The 17,655-nt window shown below is 73.7% G+C and carries 16 protein-coding genes; 3 read left to right on the forward strand and 13 right to left on the reverse strand.

Features of this window, described 5'->3' with window-relative positions; genetic code table 11:
* Positions 1–339: 339 nt before the first annotated feature.
* Entirely contained in the window at positions 340–2,091 is a 1,752-nt protein-coding gene (locus tag AB0M28_RS35895) for a glycoside hydrolase family 18 chitinase (RefSeq protein WP_365414253.1), read from the reverse strand.
* A 401-nt stretch (positions 2,092–2,492) separates the two neighbouring features.
* On the opposite strand from AB0M28_RS35895, the gene AB0M28_RS35900 reads away from it, so the two are divergent.
* The gene (locus AB0M28_RS35900) at positions 2,493–4,304 is read left to right on the forward strand and encodes a 5'-nucleotidase C-terminal domain-containing protein (RefSeq protein ID WP_365414225.1); all 1,812 of its coding nucleotides are present in this window, start codon (positions 2,493–2,495) and stop codon (positions 4,302–4,304) included.
* A gap of 55 nt (positions 4,305–4,359) precedes the next feature.
* Here AB0M28_RS35900 and AB0M28_RS35905 read toward each other — a convergent pair whose 3' ends face one another.
* Complete coding sequence (locus tag AB0M28_RS35905) at positions 4,360–5,394, reverse strand: NAD(P)/FAD-dependent oxidoreductase (RefSeq protein WP_365414227.1); 1,035 nt, start codon at positions 5,392–5,394, stop codon at positions 4,360–4,362.
* Positions 5,395–5,428: 34 nt separating this feature from the next.
* Here AB0M28_RS35905 and AB0M28_RS35910 point away from each other — a divergent pair, with 34 nt between their 5' ends.
* On the forward strand, positions 5,429–6,061 hold the full coding sequence (locus AB0M28_RS35910; RefSeq protein WP_365414255.1) for an XRE family transcriptional regulator: 633 nt from the start codon (positions 5,429–5,431) through the stop codon (positions 6,059–6,061).
* Positions 6,062–6,076: 15 nt separating this feature from the next.
* On the opposite strand, the gene gap is transcribed toward AB0M28_RS35910, so the two are convergent.
* The 4 genes from gap to AB0M28_RS35930 all read right to left on the reverse strand — a co-directional run bounded on the left by gap (position 6,077) and on the right by AB0M28_RS35930 (position 10,111).
* Positions 6,077–7,075, reverse strand: coding sequence for a type I glyceraldehyde-3-phosphate dehydrogenase (gene gap / locus AB0M28_RS35915; RefSeq protein ID WP_365414229.1), 999 nt, complete (start codon positions 7,073–7,075; stop codon positions 6,077–6,079).
* A gap of 151 nt (positions 7,076–7,226) precedes the next feature.
* Positions 7,227–8,183: a helix-turn-helix domain-containing protein gene (locus AB0M28_RS35920; RefSeq protein ID WP_365414231.1), complete on the reverse strand. Its 957-nt coding sequence runs from the start codon at positions 8,181–8,183 to the stop codon at positions 7,227–7,229.
* A 45-nt stretch (positions 8,184–8,228) separates the two neighbouring features.
* Positions 8,229–8,882 carry a response regulator transcription factor gene (locus tag AB0M28_RS35925; RefSeq protein ID WP_365414233.1) on the reverse strand — a complete coding sequence of 218 codons (654 nt, stop codon included), beginning with the start codon at positions 8,880–8,882 and terminating at the stop codon, positions 8,229–8,231.
* The gene (locus AB0M28_RS35930) at positions 8,879–10,111 is read right to left on the reverse strand and encodes a histidine kinase (protein ID WP_365414235.1); all 1,233 of its coding nucleotides are present in this window, start codon (positions 10,109–10,111) and stop codon (positions 8,879–8,881) included. The genes AB0M28_RS35925 and AB0M28_RS35930 overlap by 4 nt, the downstream gene beginning before the upstream one ends.
* 214 nt (positions 10,112–10,325) lie before the next feature.
* Between AB0M28_RS35930 and AB0M28_RS35935 the strand changes: the two genes are divergently transcribed.
* Complete coding sequence (locus AB0M28_RS35935) at positions 10,326–10,934, forward strand: hypothetical protein (protein WP_365414237.1); 609 nt, start codon at positions 10,326–10,328, stop codon at positions 10,932–10,934.
* Between the two features lie 55 nt (positions 10,935–10,989).
* On the opposite strand, the gene AB0M28_RS35940 is transcribed toward AB0M28_RS35935, so the two are convergent.
* From AB0M28_RS35940 to AB0M28_RS35970, 7 genes are all read right to left on the reverse strand, one after another.
* On the reverse strand, positions 10,990–13,803 hold the full coding sequence (locus AB0M28_RS35940; protein WP_365414239.1) for a tetratricopeptide repeat protein: 2,814 nt from the start codon (positions 13,801–13,803) through the stop codon (positions 10,990–10,992).
* Positions 13,804–13,998: 195 nt separating this feature from the next.
* Entirely contained in the window at positions 13,999–14,307 is a 309-nt protein-coding gene (locus AB0M28_RS35945; protein WP_365414241.1) for a DUF6204 family protein, read from the reverse strand.
* Positions 14,307–14,879, reverse strand: a complete 573-nt coding sequence (locus tag AB0M28_RS35950) for a cob(I)yrinic acid a,c-diamide adenosyltransferase (RefSeq protein WP_365414243.1) — start codon at positions 14,877–14,879, stop codon at positions 14,307–14,309. The genes AB0M28_RS35945 and AB0M28_RS35950 overlap by 1 nt, the downstream gene beginning before the upstream one ends.
* Before the next feature lie 65 nt (positions 14,880–14,944).
* Entirely contained in the window at positions 14,945–15,610 is a 666-nt protein-coding gene (locus AB0M28_RS35955; RefSeq protein ID WP_365414245.1) for a maleylpyruvate isomerase N-terminal domain-containing protein, read from the reverse strand.
* Positions 15,611–15,650: 40 nt separating this feature from the next.
* The gene (locus AB0M28_RS35960; RefSeq protein ID WP_365414247.1) at positions 15,651–16,133 is read right to left on the reverse strand and encodes a hypothetical protein; all 483 of its coding nucleotides are present in this window, start codon (positions 16,131–16,133) and stop codon (positions 15,651–15,653) included.
* A gap of 192 nt (positions 16,134–16,325) precedes the next feature.
* A complete protein-coding gene (locus AB0M28_RS35965) occupies positions 16,326–17,081 on the reverse strand; it encodes an ABC transporter permease (RefSeq protein WP_365414249.1) in 756 nt (251 codons plus the stop codon).
* 60 nt (positions 17,082–17,141) lie between these two features.
* A partial coding sequence (locus AB0M28_RS35970) for an ABC transporter ATP-binding protein (RefSeq protein ID WP_365414251.1) occupies positions 17,142–17,655 on the reverse strand: 514 nt, incomplete at its 5' end.

Raw genomic sequence — 17,655 nt, forward strand, 5'->3', positions numbered from 1 at the left:
GGCGGCTGACGGTGCAACGCTTCGGGATGCACCGCTGCGGGCGGCTGGGCCGCCCAGGGGGCGGCACGGGCGGGCGCAGCGGCCCCGCGCCCGAGAGGCCCCCCGGGACCACGGCGCCGGCAGCGCGAGCCCTGTGCGGGAAGGGCCCCCGGGGCGACGACGCCGGTAGCGAGCCCGGTGCCCGGGACCACGTCGCAGGCGGCGAGCCCCGCACCCGGGGGTCCGGGGATCGCGGCGGCGCGGTGTGCGAGACGAACGCCGGCGGCCTCCCGGTGGGGCTGGGAGGCCGGGGGTGGTCCGGGCGCGGCGGGGGCGACGCCGCCGCGCCCGGGTGGGCGGTCAGCCGAGGCCCGTGTTGATGGCCGAGGCCAGTTCGCCGTTTGTCGTGTCGCCGCTGAACTCCCAGAAGAACGCGCCGCCGAGACCCTGGGTCTTGGCGTACGACATCTTGCCGTTGACCGTCGACGGCGTGTCGTAGCTCCACCAGTTGCTGCCGCACTTGGCGTACGCCGTACCCGCGACCGTACCCGTGGAGGGACAGGAGTTCTTGAGGACCTTGTAGTCCTCGATGCCCTGCTCGTACGTGCCCGGAGCCGGGCCGGAGGCCGATCCGCCGGGCTCGGACTGGCTGACGCCCGTCCAGCCGCGGCCGTAGAAGCCGATGCCGAGGAGCAGCTTCGCGGCGGGCACGCCCTTGCCCTTCAGCTTCTGGATCGCGGCGTCGGAGTAGAAGCCCGCCGTCGGGATGCCGCTGTAGGACGTGAGCGGGGAGTGCGGGGCCGTCGGCCCCTGCGCCGCCCAGGCGCCGAAGTAGTCGTACGTCATCACGTTGTACCAGTTGACGTACTGCGCCGCGCCCCCGTAGTCCGCGGCGTCGATCTTGCCGCCGGAGGACCCGTCCGCGGTGATGGCCGCGGTGACCAGCTCGCTGCCGAACCGCGTCCGCAGCGCGGACATCAGGTTCTTGAACGCCGCCGGACCGGAGGAGTCACAGCTCAGGCCGCAGGCGTTCGGGTACTCCCAGTCGATGTCGATGCCGTCGAAGAGGCCGTTCCACCGGGCGTCGTGGACCAGGTTGTAGCAGGAGTTGGCGAAGGCCGTGGGGTTCGCCGCCGCCTGGCCGAAGCCGCCGGACCAGGTCCAGCCGCCGAAGGACCAGAGGATCTTGAGGTGCGGGTGCTTGGCCTTCAGCTTCTTCAGCTGGTTGAACGCGCCGCGCAGCGGCTGGTCCCAGGTGTCGGCCACGCCGTCGACGCTGTTCGCCGCGGTGTAGGCCATGTCGTAGTCGGCGTAGGAGTCGCCGATCTGGCACGCGCCGTTGGTCACGTTGCCGAACGCGTAGTTGATGTGCGTGATCTTGGCGGCGGAGCCGGAGGTGTCGATGTTCTTCGGGTAGTAGGCGCGGCCGTAGACGCCCCAGTCGGTGAAGTAGCCGAGCTTGATCTTGCCGCCGCCGCCGGTCCCGCCGCCGGTCGTGGTCACCGTGCGGGTGCCGCTGGCCGGGCCGACCTGGTCGGCCGTGTCACGGGCCTTGACCTGGTAGCTGTAGGTGGAGCCGGCGGTGAGGCCGGTGTTGGTGTACGACGTGCCGGTGACCGTGGCGATCGTGGCGCCGTCGCGGATGACGTCGTAGTTCTTGATGCCGTTGTCGTCCGTCGCGGCCGTCCAGGACAGCGCCACCGAGGTGTCGGTGATGTTGCTCGCGGACGGGGTGCCCGGAGCCGAGGGCGGGTTGTCGCCCGGGGTGCCGCCTCCGCCGTCACAGGTGCCGCCGTTGATGACGCAGTTGGAGGGGCTGCCGGAGCCGGTGCCGTTGAAGCCGAAGCTGACGGAGGCGCCGGGGGCGAGGGTGCCGTTGTAGGACTTGTTCCGCGCGGTCCAGGTGGTGCCGGAGCTGGTCACGTCCGCGTCCCAGGCGGAGGTGACCGCGGTCCCGGAGGGGAAGGTCCAGGACAGCGTCCAGCTGCTGATGGTCGCGGTGCCGGTGTTCTTGACGGTCCATTTGCCCTCGAAGCCGGTGCCCCAGTCCTGGGTCTTGGTGTAGGTCGCGGTGGCGCCGGCCGCCTGCGCCTCGGGCGCCAGCCCGACCATGGCGGCGAGGGGCAGTGCGAGGGCGGCGACGAGCGCGCCGATCCGTCTGCCGAGTGTCGTGACGCGTGGGGATCTCAAGGGTGCTCCTCGAGCTAGGTCCGGATAGTGGGGGTGGATGGGACCTGCGTCGCCCGGCGGGCACATCCGATCTTCTCTGACATGCCCACCGCAGTTAACGGGAGCGTAGGGAAGGTCTGGACCAATCGTCAATAGGTCTGGACCAAAGTCGAGTGGGGGTGCCCCCGCGGCGCCCCCCGGAGCGGGTGAACTGCCGCGGTGCGGGGCGGAGATCGGGCGGGCGAACTTCACCGGATCGCAACCGGGGGTGTCTGGTGGGGGAGGGCCGGGGTCGGCAGAATCTACGCGCGTAACGATGTTGGAGCGAGGGGAAGAGAGCCCGCATGCCGTTCGACCGCCGTACGTTTCTGGCCAAGTCCGCCGCCACTTCGGCCGGTCTGGGGCTCGCCCTGTCCGCCTCGCCCGCCGCGGCCGCGGCCCCCGGCGGGTCCGGGGCCTCCGGCGGGTCCGGGGCGAAGCGGTACTCGTTCACCGTGATGGGGACGACCGATCTGCACGGGAACGTCTTCAACTGGGACTACTTCACCGACGCCGAGTTCACCGACCGGTCGAACAACGACGTCGGCCTGGCGAAGATCTCCACGCTCGTGGACCAGGTCCGCGCGGCCCGGGGGGCCGGCAACACGCTGCTCATCGACGCCGGTGACACCATCCAGGGCACCCAGCTGTCGTACTACTACGCCAAGGTCGACCCGATCACCGCCGAGTCCGGCCCCGTCCACCCCATGGCCCAGGCCATGAACGCCATCCGCTACGACGCGGCGGCCCTCGGCAACCACGAGTTCAACTACGGCATCCCGCTGCTGCGGAAGTTCGAGGAGCAGTGCGACTTCCCGCTCCTCGGCGCGAACGCGCTGGACGCGAAGACGCTGAAGCCCGCCTTCCCGCCGTACTCGATGCACGTGCTGCGCACCCCGCTCGGCCGCGACGTGAAGGTGGCCGTGCTGGGGCTGACCAACCCCGGCATCGCGATCTGGGACAAGGCCAACGTGCAGGGCAGGATGGTCTTCCCCGGGCTGGAGGAGCAGGCCGCGTACTGGGTGCCGCGGCTGCGGTCGATGGGCGCCGACGTCGTCGTGGTCTCCGCCCACTCCGGCTCCAGCGGTACCTCGTCGTACGGCGACCAGCTCCCGTACATCGAGAACGCGGCGGCGCTGGTCGCCGAGCAGGTGCCGGGCATCGACGCGATCCTGGTCGGGCACGCCCACACCGAGATCCCCGAGTACCGGGTGGCGAACAAGGAGACCGGCAAGGAGGTCGTGCTCTCCGAGCCGCTGAAGTGGGGCCAGCGGCTGACGCTCTTCGACTTCTCGCTGGTGTGGGAGCGCGGGCGCTGGGTCGTGGAGAGCGTCGGCGCGTCCGTCCTCAACTCCAACACCGTGCCCGAGGACCCGGCGATCGTCGCGCTGCTCGACGACGAGCACCGCAAGGTCGTCGCGTACGTCAACCAGGTCATCGGCAGCAACGACGCCGAGATGCGGTCGGTGGAGGCGCCCTGGAAGGACGTGCCGATCATCGACCTCATCAACCACATCCAGGAGGAGACCGTCCGCACGGCGCTGGCCGGCACGGAGTACGCCGCGCTGCCGGTGGTGTCGCAGGCCGCGTGCTTCTCGCGGACCGCGCTCATCCCGGCGGGGCAGGTGACCATCCGGGACGTGGCCGGGCTGTACGTCTACGAGAACACCCTCGAGGCGCGGATCCTCACGGGCGCGCAGCTGAGGGACTATCTCGAGTACTCCGCCCGCTACTACGTCCAGACGGCCGCCGCCGATCCGCTGGACCTCGCGAAGATCACCAACGCGGGCGGTACGCCCGACTACAACTACGACGTCGTCAGCGGTCTGTCGTACGACGTGGACATCGCCCAGCCGGCGGGCTCCCGGATCAGGAACGTGACCTTCGGCGGCGCCCCGCTGGACGACGCGGCCCGCTTCGTCCTGGCCGTGAACAACTACCGCGCCAACGGCGGCGGCAACTTCCCGCACGTCGCGGCGGCCCAGCAGGTGTGGGCGAACTCGGACGAGATCCGCAACACGATGATCGGCTGGGTGCGGGCGAAGGGCGCGATCGTGCAGTCGGAGTTCGCGGCCACCGAGTGGCGGGTGACGCGGGACGGGGTGCCGGTGGTCTGACGGACGGCCGGCGGGGGAGGGGTGCCGGTGCGGTGCCCCTCCCCGCACGCCGCGCTCACACCCCGTGCCGGCGTTCCCCCGTCACCAGGGTCGTGACCTCGGACTCCATCGCCGCGTTGAACGGCTCCCGCAAGGCCGCCACCGCCTGCGCGGTCTCCTCCGCGACCAGGTCCGCGTTGATCTGCGCGCCCGCCAGCGCTCCCGCCGCCGCCGACGCGCCGACCTGAGCGGCCGGGTCCGTGACGTTGCCCGCCGCCCAGACGCCGGGGGCCTCGGTGCGGCCGGCGGCGTCCACGGGGATGTGGGTGCCCATGCCCGACGGGTGGTCCGCGGTCTCGAGGCCCAGCTCCGCCAGGAAGCCGGCTCGGGCCACCATCCGCGGCGCCACCGCGAGCGCCGCGCGGGCGATGACGTGGCCGTCCGTCAGCCGTACGCCGGTCAGCCGGCCGTCCTGCGACTCCAGCGCCGCGACCTCGCCCTCGACGACCGGGATGCCGCGGGCGGCGAGCTTGTCGGCGTCCTCGTCGGAGAGGGCGGGCGCGGTGTGCGCGAAGTACATGACGTCGTCGCTCAGCTGGCGGAACAGCAGCGTCTGGTGGACGGACATCGGGCCGGTCGCCAGTACGCCGATGGGCTGGTCGCGGACCTCCCAGCCGTGGCAGTACGGGCAGTGCAGCACGTCGCTGCCCCAGTGCTCGCGCAGCCCGGGGACGTCCGGCAGTTCGTCCGTCAGCCCGGTCGTCACCAGCAGCCGCCGCGCCCTCAGCGTGCGGCCGTCGGCCAGCGTGAGGGTGAAGCCGTGGTCCACGCGGGCCGCTGACGCGACCTCGCCCGCCAGCACCTCCCCGCCGTAACCGCGGACCTCCGCCCGGCCGCGCTCCAGCAGTTCGCCCGGCGGCATGCCCTCCCGGGCCAGCAGACCGTGTACGCCCTCCGCGGGCGCGTTGCGCGGCTCGCCCGCGTCCACCACGAGGACGGAGCGGCGGGAGCGGGCGAGCATCAGCGCGCCGTTGAGTCCCGCGGCGCCGCCGCCCACGACCAGGACGTCGTAGGAGTCCCGGCCGTCGTCGTTCCGATGCTGTTGGGTCACCGTGACCACCTCCACGGTCACCGTGCGCCCTTCCATGCCGTACGAGCAAGCATCGTTGCCGGTGTGGCAAAATCGAAGGGTGGACGAAGAACTCGACCAGACCCTCACGGCCGTCGGGCCCCGGCTGCGCGCCCTGCGGCGGCAGCGCGAGGCCACGCTGGCCGAACTCTCGGAGGAGACGGGCATCTCGGTGTCCACCCTGTCCCGGCTGGAGTCCGGCGACCGGCGCCCCACGCTGGAGCTGCTGCTGCCGCTCGCGCGGGCCTACGGGGTCACCCTCGACGAACTCGTCGACGCCCCGCACACCGGCGATCCGCGGATCCATATGCGGCCGGTGACGCAGTTCGGCATGACGCTGGTCCCGCTGACCCGGCGGGCGGGCGGCATCCAGGCGTACAAGCTGGTCATCCCGGCCGGGGCGCGCGGCGAGCCGGACCTGAAGACGCACGAGGGCTACGAGTGGCTCTACGTACTCGACGGGCGGCTGCGCCTGGTGCTCGGCGAGCACGATCTGGAGCTGGGGCCCGGCGAGGCGGCGGAGTTCGACACCCGGGTGCCGCACTGGTTCGGCGCCGCCGGGCGGCAGCCCGCGGAGGTCCTCAGCCTCTTCGGCCGCCAGGGCGAGAAGGCGCACCTGCGGGCGCGGCCGAAGAGGCGTGCGGACTGACGCGGGCGTGACCCGTCAGCCGCGGGCCATCAGCTCCAGGGTGTCGATCACGCGGTTGGAGAAGCCCCACTCGTTGTCGTACCAGGCGACCACCTTGACGTGGCGGCCGTCGACCCGGGTGAGCGCGGAGTCGAAGATCGACGAGGCCGGGTTGCCGACGATGTCCGACGAGACGAGCGCGTCCTCGGAGTACTCGAGCACGCCCGCCAGCGGTCCCGCCGCCGCCTCGTGGTAGGCGGCCAGCACCTCGTCGCGGGTCACGTCGCGGGAGACGACCGTGTTCAGCTCGACGATCGAACCCACCGGGACCGGTACGCGGATCGAGTCGCCCGACAGCTTGCCGTCCAGGCCCGGCAGCACCAGGCCGATCGCCTTCGCGGCGCCCGTGGTGGTCGGCACGATGTTCACGCCGGCGGCGCGCGCCCGGCGGGGGTCGCGGTGCGGGCCGTCCTGCAGGTTCTGCTCCTGCGTGTAGGCGTGCACGGTCGTCATGAACCCGTGCTCGATGCCGGCGAGTCCGTCGAGGACGGCGGCCAGCGGGGCGAGGGCGTTCGTGGTGCACGAGGCGTTCGAGACGACGGTGTGCGCGGCCGGGTCGTACGCGTCGGTGTTCACGCCGTACGCCAGCGTGACGTCCGCGCCGTCCGAGGGGGCGCCGACGAGCACCTTGCGCGCACCGGCGTCGAGGTGGGCGGAGGCGGCCTTCGCCGAGGTGAAGCGGCCCGTCGCCTCCAGGACGACGTCCACGCCGAGTTCGGCCCACGGCAGCTGGGCGGGCTCGCGCTCGGCGAGCACCCTGATCCGGCGGCCGTCGACCACGAGCGTGTCGCCGTCGACGGTCACCGGGCGGCCGAGCCGGCCGGCGGTCGAGTCGAAGGCGAGCAGCCGGGCCAGGGCGGCGGGCTCCGTCAGGTCGTTGACGGCGACGATCTCCAGGCCGCTGTCGCGTTCGAGGAGGGCGCGCAGCACGTTGCGTCCGATGCGGCCGAATCCGTTGATGGCGATACGCGTCATGAGCGGTGTCCCTTGTTCTCTCACGTGTGTGCGGCTCCGTGCTCCGGGCACGTGTTCGCGGCTCGTGCTCCAGGCTCGCGCGCGACCCCCGCCGGTGACAGCGGCTTGATCGCCATGGTCCGCAAGGATCCCGCCAGGGGCACGGCCGGCGCTACTCGCCGCGCGCGAAGGTGCGCCGGTACTCGCTCGGTGACGTGCCCAGGATGCGCTGGAAGTGCAGCCGCAGATTCGCGCCCGTGCCCAGGCCCACATCCGCGGCGATCTGCTCGACGCCGAGCTCCGAGCGCTCCAGCAGCTCCCGCGCCCGGTCGATCCGGGCCCGCATCACCCACTGCATCGGCGTGTACCCGGTGTCGTCGGTGAAACGCCGGGAGAACGTGCGCGGGGACACCGCCGCGTGCCCGGCGAGGGCGTCCAGCGTCAGATGCTCGCCGAGCCGGTGCAGCGCCCATTCGCGGGTGGCGGCGAACCGCTCGCCGAGCGGCTCGGGCAGGCTGCGCGGCACGTACTGCGCCTGCCCGCCGCTGCGGTACGGCGCGGCGACCAGGCGCCGGGCCGCGTGGTTGGAGGCGGCGACGCCGAGGTCCGCGCGCAGGATGTGCAGGCACAGGTCGATGCCGGACGCGGCGCCGGCCGAGGTGAGCAGGCTGCCCTCGTCGACGAACAGGACGTTCTCGTCGACCCGGATCCGCGGATGCTTCTCCGCGAGGGCGTGCGTGTAGTGCCAGTGCGTCGTCGCCCGCCTGCCGTCGAGCAGCCCCGTGGCGGCGAGTGCGAAGGCCCCGGTGGAGATGGCGGCGAGCCGCGCTCCGCGGTCGTGGGCGGCGGTCAGGGCGTCGAGGACGGCGGGCGGCGGATCGTCGCGGTCGGGGAAGCGGTAGCCGGGGACGAACACGAGGTCGGCCCACGCCAGCGCGTCGAGTCCGTGCTCCACGTGGTACGACAGCCCGTCGCCGCCGGTGACCAGCCCCGGTTCGGCGCCGCAGACCCGCACCTCGTACGGCATGCTCGCGCGGGTCGTGAACACCTGCGCGGGGATGCCGACGTCGAGCGGCTTGGCGCCCTCGCTGACGAGGACGGCGACGCGGCGGAGGCGGGGGACTGGCACGGGGTCGAGCGTACGTGGGTCCGGGTGCGCGGCGGGGCTCGCCCGCTAGCGGACGCCCAGCTCCTGCGCCAGCACCGCCGCCTGCACCCGGCTGCGCAGCCCCAGCTTCCCCAGCAGCCGGCTGACATGCGTCTTCACCGTGGCCTCCGCCATGTCCAGCCGTACCGCGACGTCCGCGTTCGACAGCCCCTCGCCGAGGCACGCCAGAACCTCCCGCTCACGCCGCGTCAGTGCATCCAGCGCTGCGGGGGCGGGGCGCGGGGCCGGGGACGCGTGGGCGAACTCCGCGATGAGCCGGCGCGTCACCCCGGGGGCGATGATCCCCTCGCCCCGCGCCACCGTACGGACCGCGTCGATCAGCGCCCGCGCGTCGGTGCTCTTCAGCAGGAACCCCGCCGCCCCCTCCCGCAGCGCGCCGAAGACGTACTCGTCGAGGTCGAACGTCGTCAGGACCAGCACGTCCGCGAGCGCCTCGGAGGTGATCGCCCGGGTCGCCGCGATGCCGTCGAGCTTCGGCATCTGTACGTCCATCAGCACGACGTCCGGCCGCAGTTCCCGGGCCAGCGCGACCGCCTCCTCGCCGTCCGCGGCCTCGCCCGCCACCTCGATGCCGGGCGCCGAGCGCAGGATCAGGGCCAGTCCGGCCCGTACGGCCTGCTGGTCCTCCGCGATGAGCACCCGCACGGTCTCGTCCGTCATCCGGGCATCCCCTCCTCGTCCACGGGCAGGACCGCCGCGACCTGCCACACCTTCCCGTCCGCCGTCGCCTCCGGTCCCGCCGACAGCGTGCCGCCGAGCAGGCCCACCCGCTCCCGCATGCCCACCAGCCCCGCGCCGGAGCCCGGCGCCCGCGGCGCCTCGTCCTCGCGGTCGCCGAGCGGGCTCGTCACGCGTACGACGAGAGCGCCGTCATCGCTCACGCCGAGCCGCACGGCCACCTCGCCGGGGGCGGCGTGCTTCAGGGCGTTCGTCAGCGACTCCTGGACGATGCGGTACGCCGCCAGCTCCACCGGCGGCGGCAGCCGCAGCCCGGGCGGACGGCCGTCGGTGTACGCGACGGTGAGGCCGCTGGCCTCGCCGTTCGCCCGGGTCTGGTCGACCAGGGCGCCGACGCCCGCGAGCGTCGGGGCCGCCGAGGGTTCGCTGTCGCCGCTGCTGTCGCGCAGCAGGCCGATCAGGCGCCGCATCTCGGCGAGGCCCTGCACGCTGTTCTCCCGGATGACGCCGAGGGCCTCCCGGGAGGTGGCGGGGTCGTCCAGGGAGAGGGCGGCGGTGGAGTGGATGGCGATGGCGGAGAGGTTGTTGGCGACCATGTCGTGCAGCTCGCGCGCCATCCGCGCGCGCTCCGCGGCGACCGCCTCGCGCCGGTCGAGCTCGGCGAGCAGCGCGGTCTGCTCGGCGCGCAGGCGCTCGGTGTCGGCGCGCTCGCGGTGGGCGCGCATCAGCTGGCCCGTCCAGGCGGGGGTGAGCGTCACCGCGCCGGCCGCCGCGCCCAGGAGCAGCGCCTGGGGGTCCCGGAACGCCGCCAGCGTGCCGACGAGCACGCCGAGCGTGAACAGCCAGCTGCCGACCATCACCGTCCGGTTCAGCCGGCGGCTGCCGTACAGCACGGCCGCGTACACCACGTCGCTGAACATGATGATCGTGGCGAGCAGTGAGCCCAGGGCGATGTCCCCGGCCAGCGCGGCCACGGCGAGCACCAGCGCCCACGGCTGGCCGCAGCGCCGCAGCACCTCGGCCACGGCCATCGCGCCGAGGGGGAGCAGGAGCAGGGCGCCGCTGTCGCGGCCGCCGGCGGTGTTGTTGTACAGGCCGAGCGCGATCGACAGGGCGCCCGCGGCGAAGCCGACCCCCGCGATCACCAGGTCGTCCCGGTGCGGGCGGCGGCGGCGCGGTGCTTCCGCGTCCTCGGGGCTCTCCGTGCTCACCCCTCCATCAAACCGTGCCGGGACGTGGCTGACCTCCGCTTCCACGGCGGAGCGGGCGGCTCGGAGTACATCGAAGGATGCAGTGGCGGATCGTCGGCTGCGACGAAGAAGTGCGCGTTTCCGGGCGCCACGCTGAGAGGGACCGCTCGAAAGGGACCGCTCGGGACCGCTGAACGGGACCGCTCGACAGGGACCGCCGGAAAGGAGCACGGCCATGATCGTCACGATGATCGTCGTCTGCGAGGTCGCCTTCTGGGTGCTGCTCGCCGCCGGGCTGTCCCTGCGCTATCCGGCCCGTATGCCCCGCACGGGCGCCGCGCTGCTGCTCTGCGAGCCCGTGCTGGAGGTCGTGCTGCTGATCGTGACCGCGGTCGACCTGAGGAACGGCGCCGAGCCGGACTGGAGGCACGGGGTCGCGGCGCTGTACATCGGCTACACCGTCGCGTACGGCCACTACACGGTCAAGTGGATCGACGGCCACTTCGCCCACCGCTTCGCGGGCGGCCCGGTGCCGCCGAAGCCGCCGCGGTACGGCTCGGCGCGTGCGCGCCACGAGTGGAAGCTGTGGCTGCGGACCCTGCTGGGCGCGGCGGTGGCGCTGGGCCTGCTCCAGCTGGCCGTCTGGTACGTCGGTGACGCGTCGCAGACGGAGTCCCTGCGGAGCTGGCAGGCGACGGCGCTGCGGGTGGTGGGGATCCACGGCGTGATCGCGCTGACGTACACGCTGTGGCCGAAGAAGGCGCCTGCGGGCGCGGCGGAGCACCTGGCAGAGGAGTCCGCCGGACCGGTGCGGGAGGAGGCCAGGCCGCTGACCCGCCGCTGACGGACGGCAGCCGAAGGCGACCGGGTCCGGGTGACGGGACCCGGTCGCCGTGCGCTCACCGCGGGAGGTGACGCGCGAGCAGCTCGTGGCAGCGTCGGGCGCGCTCGGCGCGGACGCCGTCCAAGGCGGCGATTTCGCGGGTGTACAGATGCGCCTCGGTGACCGTGTCGGGGGCCACGCCGGCGAGGAACTCCGCGGTGGCCGCCGCGACGTCGCTCTCCAGGTCGAGGAGCAGCGCCCGGAACAGGGCCAGGAACGGGGCGCTGTCGTCGTCGTCCGCCGGGTCCGGGGGCATGTGCAGCAGCCTGGTCCACTGTTCGACGGCGAGCGCGTCGAACCCCGACTCCGCCGTGTTCAGCAGCGTCAGCTCGAAGATGTTGCGCACGTCGTCGGGCTGCCCGGCGACGGCCGCCTCGAGGTCCTCGCGCGCCTCCGCGAGCCGGCCCGCCTGCCGCAGGGCGGTGCCGCGCTCGGCGAGGGTCCACGGCTCGCCGGGGCTGAGTCCGAGGGCGGCGGTGAGGTCCGGGACGGCCTCGTCGGGACGGCCGGCCTGGCGGTGGGCCTGGCCGCGGGAGCTGAGAGCGAAGGCGTACTCGGGGATCAGGGCGAGCGCGGCGGTGAAGTCGCTGACGGCCCGGCCGTAGCGGCCGGCCTGGCGGTGCGCCTCACCGCGTTGCGAGAAGACCCAGGCGAGTTCGGGGTCGAGGGCGAGCGCGGCGTCGAGGTCGGTGACGGCCTGGTCGTAGCGGCCCGCCTCCCGGTGGGCCATGCCGCGGCGGCCGAGGACGAAGGAGTTCTCGGGGTTCAGGGCGAGTGCGGTGGTGAAGTCGGTGACGGCCTGGTCGGGGCGGTCGGCCTGGCGGTGGGCCTCACCGCGCTGGGAGAGGGCCCAGACGTACTCCGGGTCGAGGGCGAGCGCGGCTGTGAGGTCGGCGACGGCCTCGTCGTAGCGTTCGGCCTGTCGGTGCGTCGAGCCGCGTTCCCCGAGGACCCAGGCGAGCCCGGGGTCGATCGCCAGCGCGGCGTCGAGGTCGGTGACGGCCTGGTCGTAGCGGCCCGCCTCCCGGTGGGCCATGCCCCGGAAGCCGAGCGCCCAGGCGAAGCCGGGGTCGAGTCCGATCGCGGTGGTCAGGTCGCTCACCGCCTCGTCGTGCCGGTCGTGCCACAGGTGCAGGTCGCCGCGCCAGGCCCAGGCCCAGGCGTTGCCGGGGTCGGCGGCGGTCGCCCGGTCCAGGTCGCTGAGCGCCTCGTCGTCGCGGTCGACGAGGTAGAGGTGCCGGCCGCGGTACGCGTGCGCCCAGGACCGTGCCGCGGGGCCGAGGCGGCCGTGGGTCAGCAGGGCCGTGAGGGCGGCGGTGTTCGGCGCGTCGTCGGCGGCGGACCGCCGCAGCCGGCCGGCCCACGACAGCAGCCCGGGGTCGGCCGAGTCGTCGGCCGCCTGCTCCAGCACGTCTGTCCACTGCCGCAGGGCCGCCACCCCCTGGCCCGCGGCGTGCACCCCGTCCTTCAGCGCGTCCGCCAGCCGGTCCGCCGGCGCCGCGCACAGCAGGTGGTACGTCTCGTCCAGCCGGTGCCGCCGCCACCGCGCGTCGCCCCACCGTTCGCCCGTGGGCAGGTGCGCCTCGACGGCCGCCCGCCAGCCGCCGTACGCCCCGGCGAGCCGCAGGTGCGCCGCGGTCCACCGCTGCGGGGAGTTGGCGCGCTGCCGCCGCACCATGCTCGCCCGTACGACCGCGTGGTACTGCCGGAAGTCGCCGTGCCCCCGGACGAACGGCTGGGCGCACAGCCAGTCCCACGTCTCACGCGACTCGTCCGGGGCCGCCGCCGCGAACACGTCCTCGTTCAACTGCGGGGCCAGCGCGCACGCCAGCACCGTCTCGCGCCGGCCCGGTTCCGTGATCCACTGCACGAAGCGGTCGACCGCCACGTCCACCACGTCCCCGCCGGCGTCCACGTCGGCGGAGCTTCCCGGGCGGGCCAGGGCCAGCAGCTCCACGAGCAGCGGCAGCCCCATCGACAGCCTGAGCACCGCGTCGACGACGTCCGGGTCGGTCGCCCCGCGTGCCGTCAGCAGGGCACGCGTCTCCGTCTCGGTGAAGACCTCCAGCGGTACGTCCGCCACCCACGCCCGCAGCGGCGCCCAGTCGCGCTCCGCCAGCTCGTCGCGTCCCGCCAGGACGACCATCACGTTCGGGGGCAGCGGGCCGTGGCCGTCGGCCAGCAGCTCCCGCAACCAGCCGTCCAGCGAGCGGCCCGTCTGCTCCCACGTGTCGAGGAACAGCACCACCCACGGGTGCCGGCCGCCCAGCCGCGCCAGCTCCGACACGAACGCCCGGCTCACCGACCCCTCCGCGGCGCGCTCCCCGCGGCCGCGCGGACGGACGCCCTGCCGCAGCCTGTCCAGCCCCAGGGCCGCCGTGTCGGGGCTGGCCATCGCCGTGATCACCCCGGCGCCGGGCAGCAGCGACGCCGCGCCGAAGGCGGCCTGCGCCACGATCCTGCTCGACGCCGACACCTCACCGCCGCCGCGCCCGGATCCGGCCGCCGGCAGGGGCTCGGCCGCCGCCTCCAGCTCCCGGCGGTACTGCTCGGCCGCGCGGTCGAACTCCTTGAGCGGGCCCGCCTGTACGGCCAGCTGGGCGGCCAGCTCCGTCAGCGTCTGCGGTACGCCGTGGACGTCGTTCTCGTCGACGACGGCGGTCACCGCGCCCGCCCGGCGTGCCGCCTCCTGCCACTGGCGCACGAGGGTGGACTTGCCCACGCCGCCGACGCCGCGCACATGGAACAGGAACTCCGCCGGGTCCGTCTCGGACTCCGGGTCCTTGGCCAGGTTCTCCGTGAACAGCGCCAACTGCGCGCGGCGGCCCACGAACCGTGCCTGTGTACGCTGCCGGATCAGCTCACCGCGTGAGCGGCCCCGGCGTCCGGATCCCGTCCCTGTGCCTGCCATGAAGGCCACCACCCCGTCGCGACTCCGGGCGACGCGGTACCCCCGCCCGGCCGCCAGTATCGCGGATCACTCCGCCGCCCGCCGGACCTTCAAGTCCCTTCCGGCGGCGGGGTCTCACGCCCTGCGCCGCTTGCTGGGAATCTTGATGGCCCGCATGTCCGTGACCGCGACCTTGATCACCTCGTGCGGATAGCCCCGGGCCTCCAGCGCCGCCAGCGCGCGCAGCCCCGCGTCGTCCTCGTCCTCGTCGTCCGACTCCGGCGCGAGCTGGACGCGGAAGGTGAAGACCGACAGCCCCGAGTCGTACGAGAAGCTGCCCTCCTCGGAGAACGCCGTCTGCATCACGCCCGCCTCGGCGCGCAGTGACTCGCGCTGCCGTTCGTCGAGGTCCTTGAACTTCCCGCGCACCGAGACGCGGAACATCAGCGCTCGCCGCCCGGCACCCAGAGCACGTCGCCGACGGCTTTGTTCGCCGTACGGGCGAGGATGAACAGCAGGTCGGAGAGGCGGTTGAGGTACGTCGCGGTGAGCGGGTTCATCGTCTCGCCGTGTGCCTCCAGCGCCGCCCACGTGGAGCGCTCCGCGCGGCGGACCACCGTGCACGCCTGGTGCAGCAGGGCCGCGCCGGGGGTGCCGCCGGGGAGGATGAAGCTGCGCAGCTTCTCCAGCTCCTCGAGGAAGCGGTCGCAGTCCGCCTCCAGCTTGTCGACGTAGAACTGCTCGACCCGCAGCGGCGGGTACTCGGGGTTCTCGACGACGGGCGTGGCGAGGTCCGCGCCGACGTCGAAGAGGTCGTTCTGGACCCGGACCAGCACCGCCTTGACGTCGTCGGAGAGGTCGCCGAGCGCGAGCGCGGTGCCGATGACCGCGTTGGCCTCGTTGGCGTCCGCGTACGCGGAGATCCTCAGGTCCGTCTTGGCGACCCGGCTCATATCGCCGAGGGCGGTGGTGCCCTGGTCGCCGGTGCGGGTGTAGATACGTGTCAGATTGACCATGTGCCGAGCCTAGTCACCGCGGGGGTGGAAAGCGCCGCGCGGCGGGTGCGACGGGCGCCACACCGTCAGCCGTCCGCGGGGGCCGGCAGCCGCCAGACCCACTCCGTACGGCGGTCGAGGCCTGGCAGTTCGCCGCGCCCGGTCGCCCACAGGAAGGTCTCCCACGGCCCGGCGCCTTCGGGCATGCCGGGGAAGAGCCGGTCGAGGACGGCGGAGCAGACGCCGGCCGGCGGGTCGAAGTCCAGCCCGAGGCCGGTCGCGAGGTCGTGGGTGTGCGCGAGCACCTCCACCGCTCCCATGGCGGCGAAGTCGGCCGCGGAGGCCATCCCCGTCCGGTGGTAACCGCGGGCGCCCGGGGGTGCGGTCTCCGCGACGGCCGCGAGCATCGTGCCGGTGGCCCGTACGGCCTCGACCAGCCCGTCCGGGGTGGCGCCGTCCTCGGCGCCCACGCAGGCCGGTACGTACGCGTGCGGGGCCCGGGTCGCGAGCTGCGCGGCGTAGGAGAACAGCACGTCGGCCAGGTGTACGGCGGTTCTCGCGCAGTCCCACTCCAGGCCCCCCGCACGCACCGTCCAGTCGGCGCCCGTGGCGGGCCGCAGCGCCTCGGCACTGGCGGCGACGGCCGCGCGCAGGGCCGCGGGGGTGTCCGGGGGCGTACGCCGCCGCGCGGCGCCCCAGAAGCCCCGCGGCGAGCCGGACACGTTCCGCACGACGGCCCCTATCCGCACCATGCGGTGCAGCATGCCACGCGGGGCCCGCGCCGTCTGCGTCTCAGCGGGGCCGGGGCATCGGGCCGGCGGGCGGCTGCTCCACACCGGGGCCGCCCGTGTGGGGGACCGGCACGTAGCCCCTGGCCGGCGTCGGCAGCGCCTCGACGCACGCCGCCGAGCACGCGTTCACCAGCAGCGGGAGGACGTCGGCCCCCGAGGTGTGCAGCGAGATCCAGACCCGGCGCAGCTCCGCGACCGGCCCGTCGCAGACGCTGCATCTACGGATCTCCGCGGCGCCCGGCACTCCGGGGTCCGGGGCGTCCCCGCCGGTCAGTGACGGGAAGGGTGGCCGGTACTTGTAGTTGCCGTACAGCGCGCGGGTGCTGACGGTGCTGCGCCGCAGCTTCGGACAGCGGGTGAGCTCGTACGGGAACCAGTGCAGCCGGTGGGAGGTGTACGGATCGAACTCCTCGAGGCTCTCCATGGCACCGATCTCCGGCGGGATCCGCACCAGGTTGCTGCCGTACAGCACGAGCTGCCGCACGGCCGTGAGACGGGCGATGGACGCGGGCAGCGTGACGATCTGGCGCCGCTGCTCGGCGGGGAGTTCCGCCAGCGGCGTGAAGACCTCGCGCCCGTCCGCCGCCGCCTCCTCGACCAGTTCGAGCAGCCGGATCCAGCCGGGCGCCCCGGTGTCCTGGCGGTCGGCGTGGAAGCGGGTCGGACTCGAAGGGGGTCACGCCCCCGCGCGCTGGAACACCCGGGTGCCGACGGTGAGCGCGCCCGCGCACAGGGCGGCGGCGACCAGGGAGCCGTAGAGCATCGAGGCGCTCGCGTAGTCGCCGGTGAACGCCGAGCGCATCGCGTCCACCAGGTAGCGGAACGGCATGAGGTGCGACAGCGCGTCCAGCCACCCGGGCGCCAGGGCCATCGGCAGCATCAGCCCGGAGAGCAGCATCGACGGCATCGCGACGGAGTTGACCACCGGGCCGAACTCCTGCGGTGTACGGACCTTCATGGCCAGCGCGTACGACAGCGAGGCCAGCGACAGCGTCAGCGCCCCCGTGAACGCGAAGCCGATCAGCACGCCCGGCAGCGGCGCGCGCAGGCCCATCGCCACGGCCGCCAGCACCAGCAGCACCGACTGGAAGAGGAACAGCGCGGTGTCCCGCAGCACCCGGCCCAGCAGCAGCGCCAGCCGGCTGACGGGCGTGACGCGCATCCGCTCCACGATGCCGAGGTTCTTCTCGATGATGATCCCGAAGCCGGCGAAGGACGCCCCGAAGAGGGCGAGTTGCAGCAGCAGCCCCGGCACGAGCACCTGCCAGGAGCTGCCGCCGGTGCCGAGGGGCAGGTCGGTCAGGAGCGGGCCGAAGAAGACGAGGTAGAGGAGCGGCATCAGGATGCCGAAGAGCATCTGCAGCCGGGATCCCAGGGTCTGGCGGGCGTAGCGGCCGAAGACCAGTGCGGTGTCGGCGGCGAGGACGGGCATGCGGGGGTCTCCTGTACGGGGGGCTTGTGCGTGTTGTGTGGTTCGTGTCGGCCACGCGGCTCAGACCGCGAGCGGTGCCGCCGCCGGGTCCGGGGCCGGTGCGGGGGCGCGGCCGGTGATGGCGAGGAAGGCGTCCTGCAGGGAGGCGTCGGGGGAGCCGGCGTAACGGGTCTTCAGCTCCCGCGGCGTGCCCTCGGCCGCGACGACGCCCTGGTCGACGACGACCAGGCGGTCGGCGAGCGCGTCGGCCTCGTCGAGGTAGTGCGTCGTCAGGAACACCGTCGTGCCCCACTCCGCCCGGATCCGGCGGACCAGCTCCCACAGGTCGGCCCGGCTGCCCGGGTCCAGGCTGGTCGTCGGCTCGTCCAGGAACAGCACGGCGGGGCGGTGGGTGAGCGCCATCGCGAGGTCCAGGCGGCGGCGCTGCCCGCCGGAGAGCGTCGCGCACTTGCGCTCCAGCAGCTCCGTCAGGCCGAGGTCGTGGGCCAGTTCCGCGGCGCGGGCGTGCGCCTGCGGTCTGGTCAGCCGGTAGAGGCGGCCCTGCATGACGAGTTCCTCGCGGACGGTCGCGTTC

The organism is Streptomyces sp. NPDC051940 (assembly GCF_040680895.1).
GTDB lineage: Bacteria > Actinomycetota > Actinomycetes > Streptomycetales > Streptomycetaceae > Streptomyces.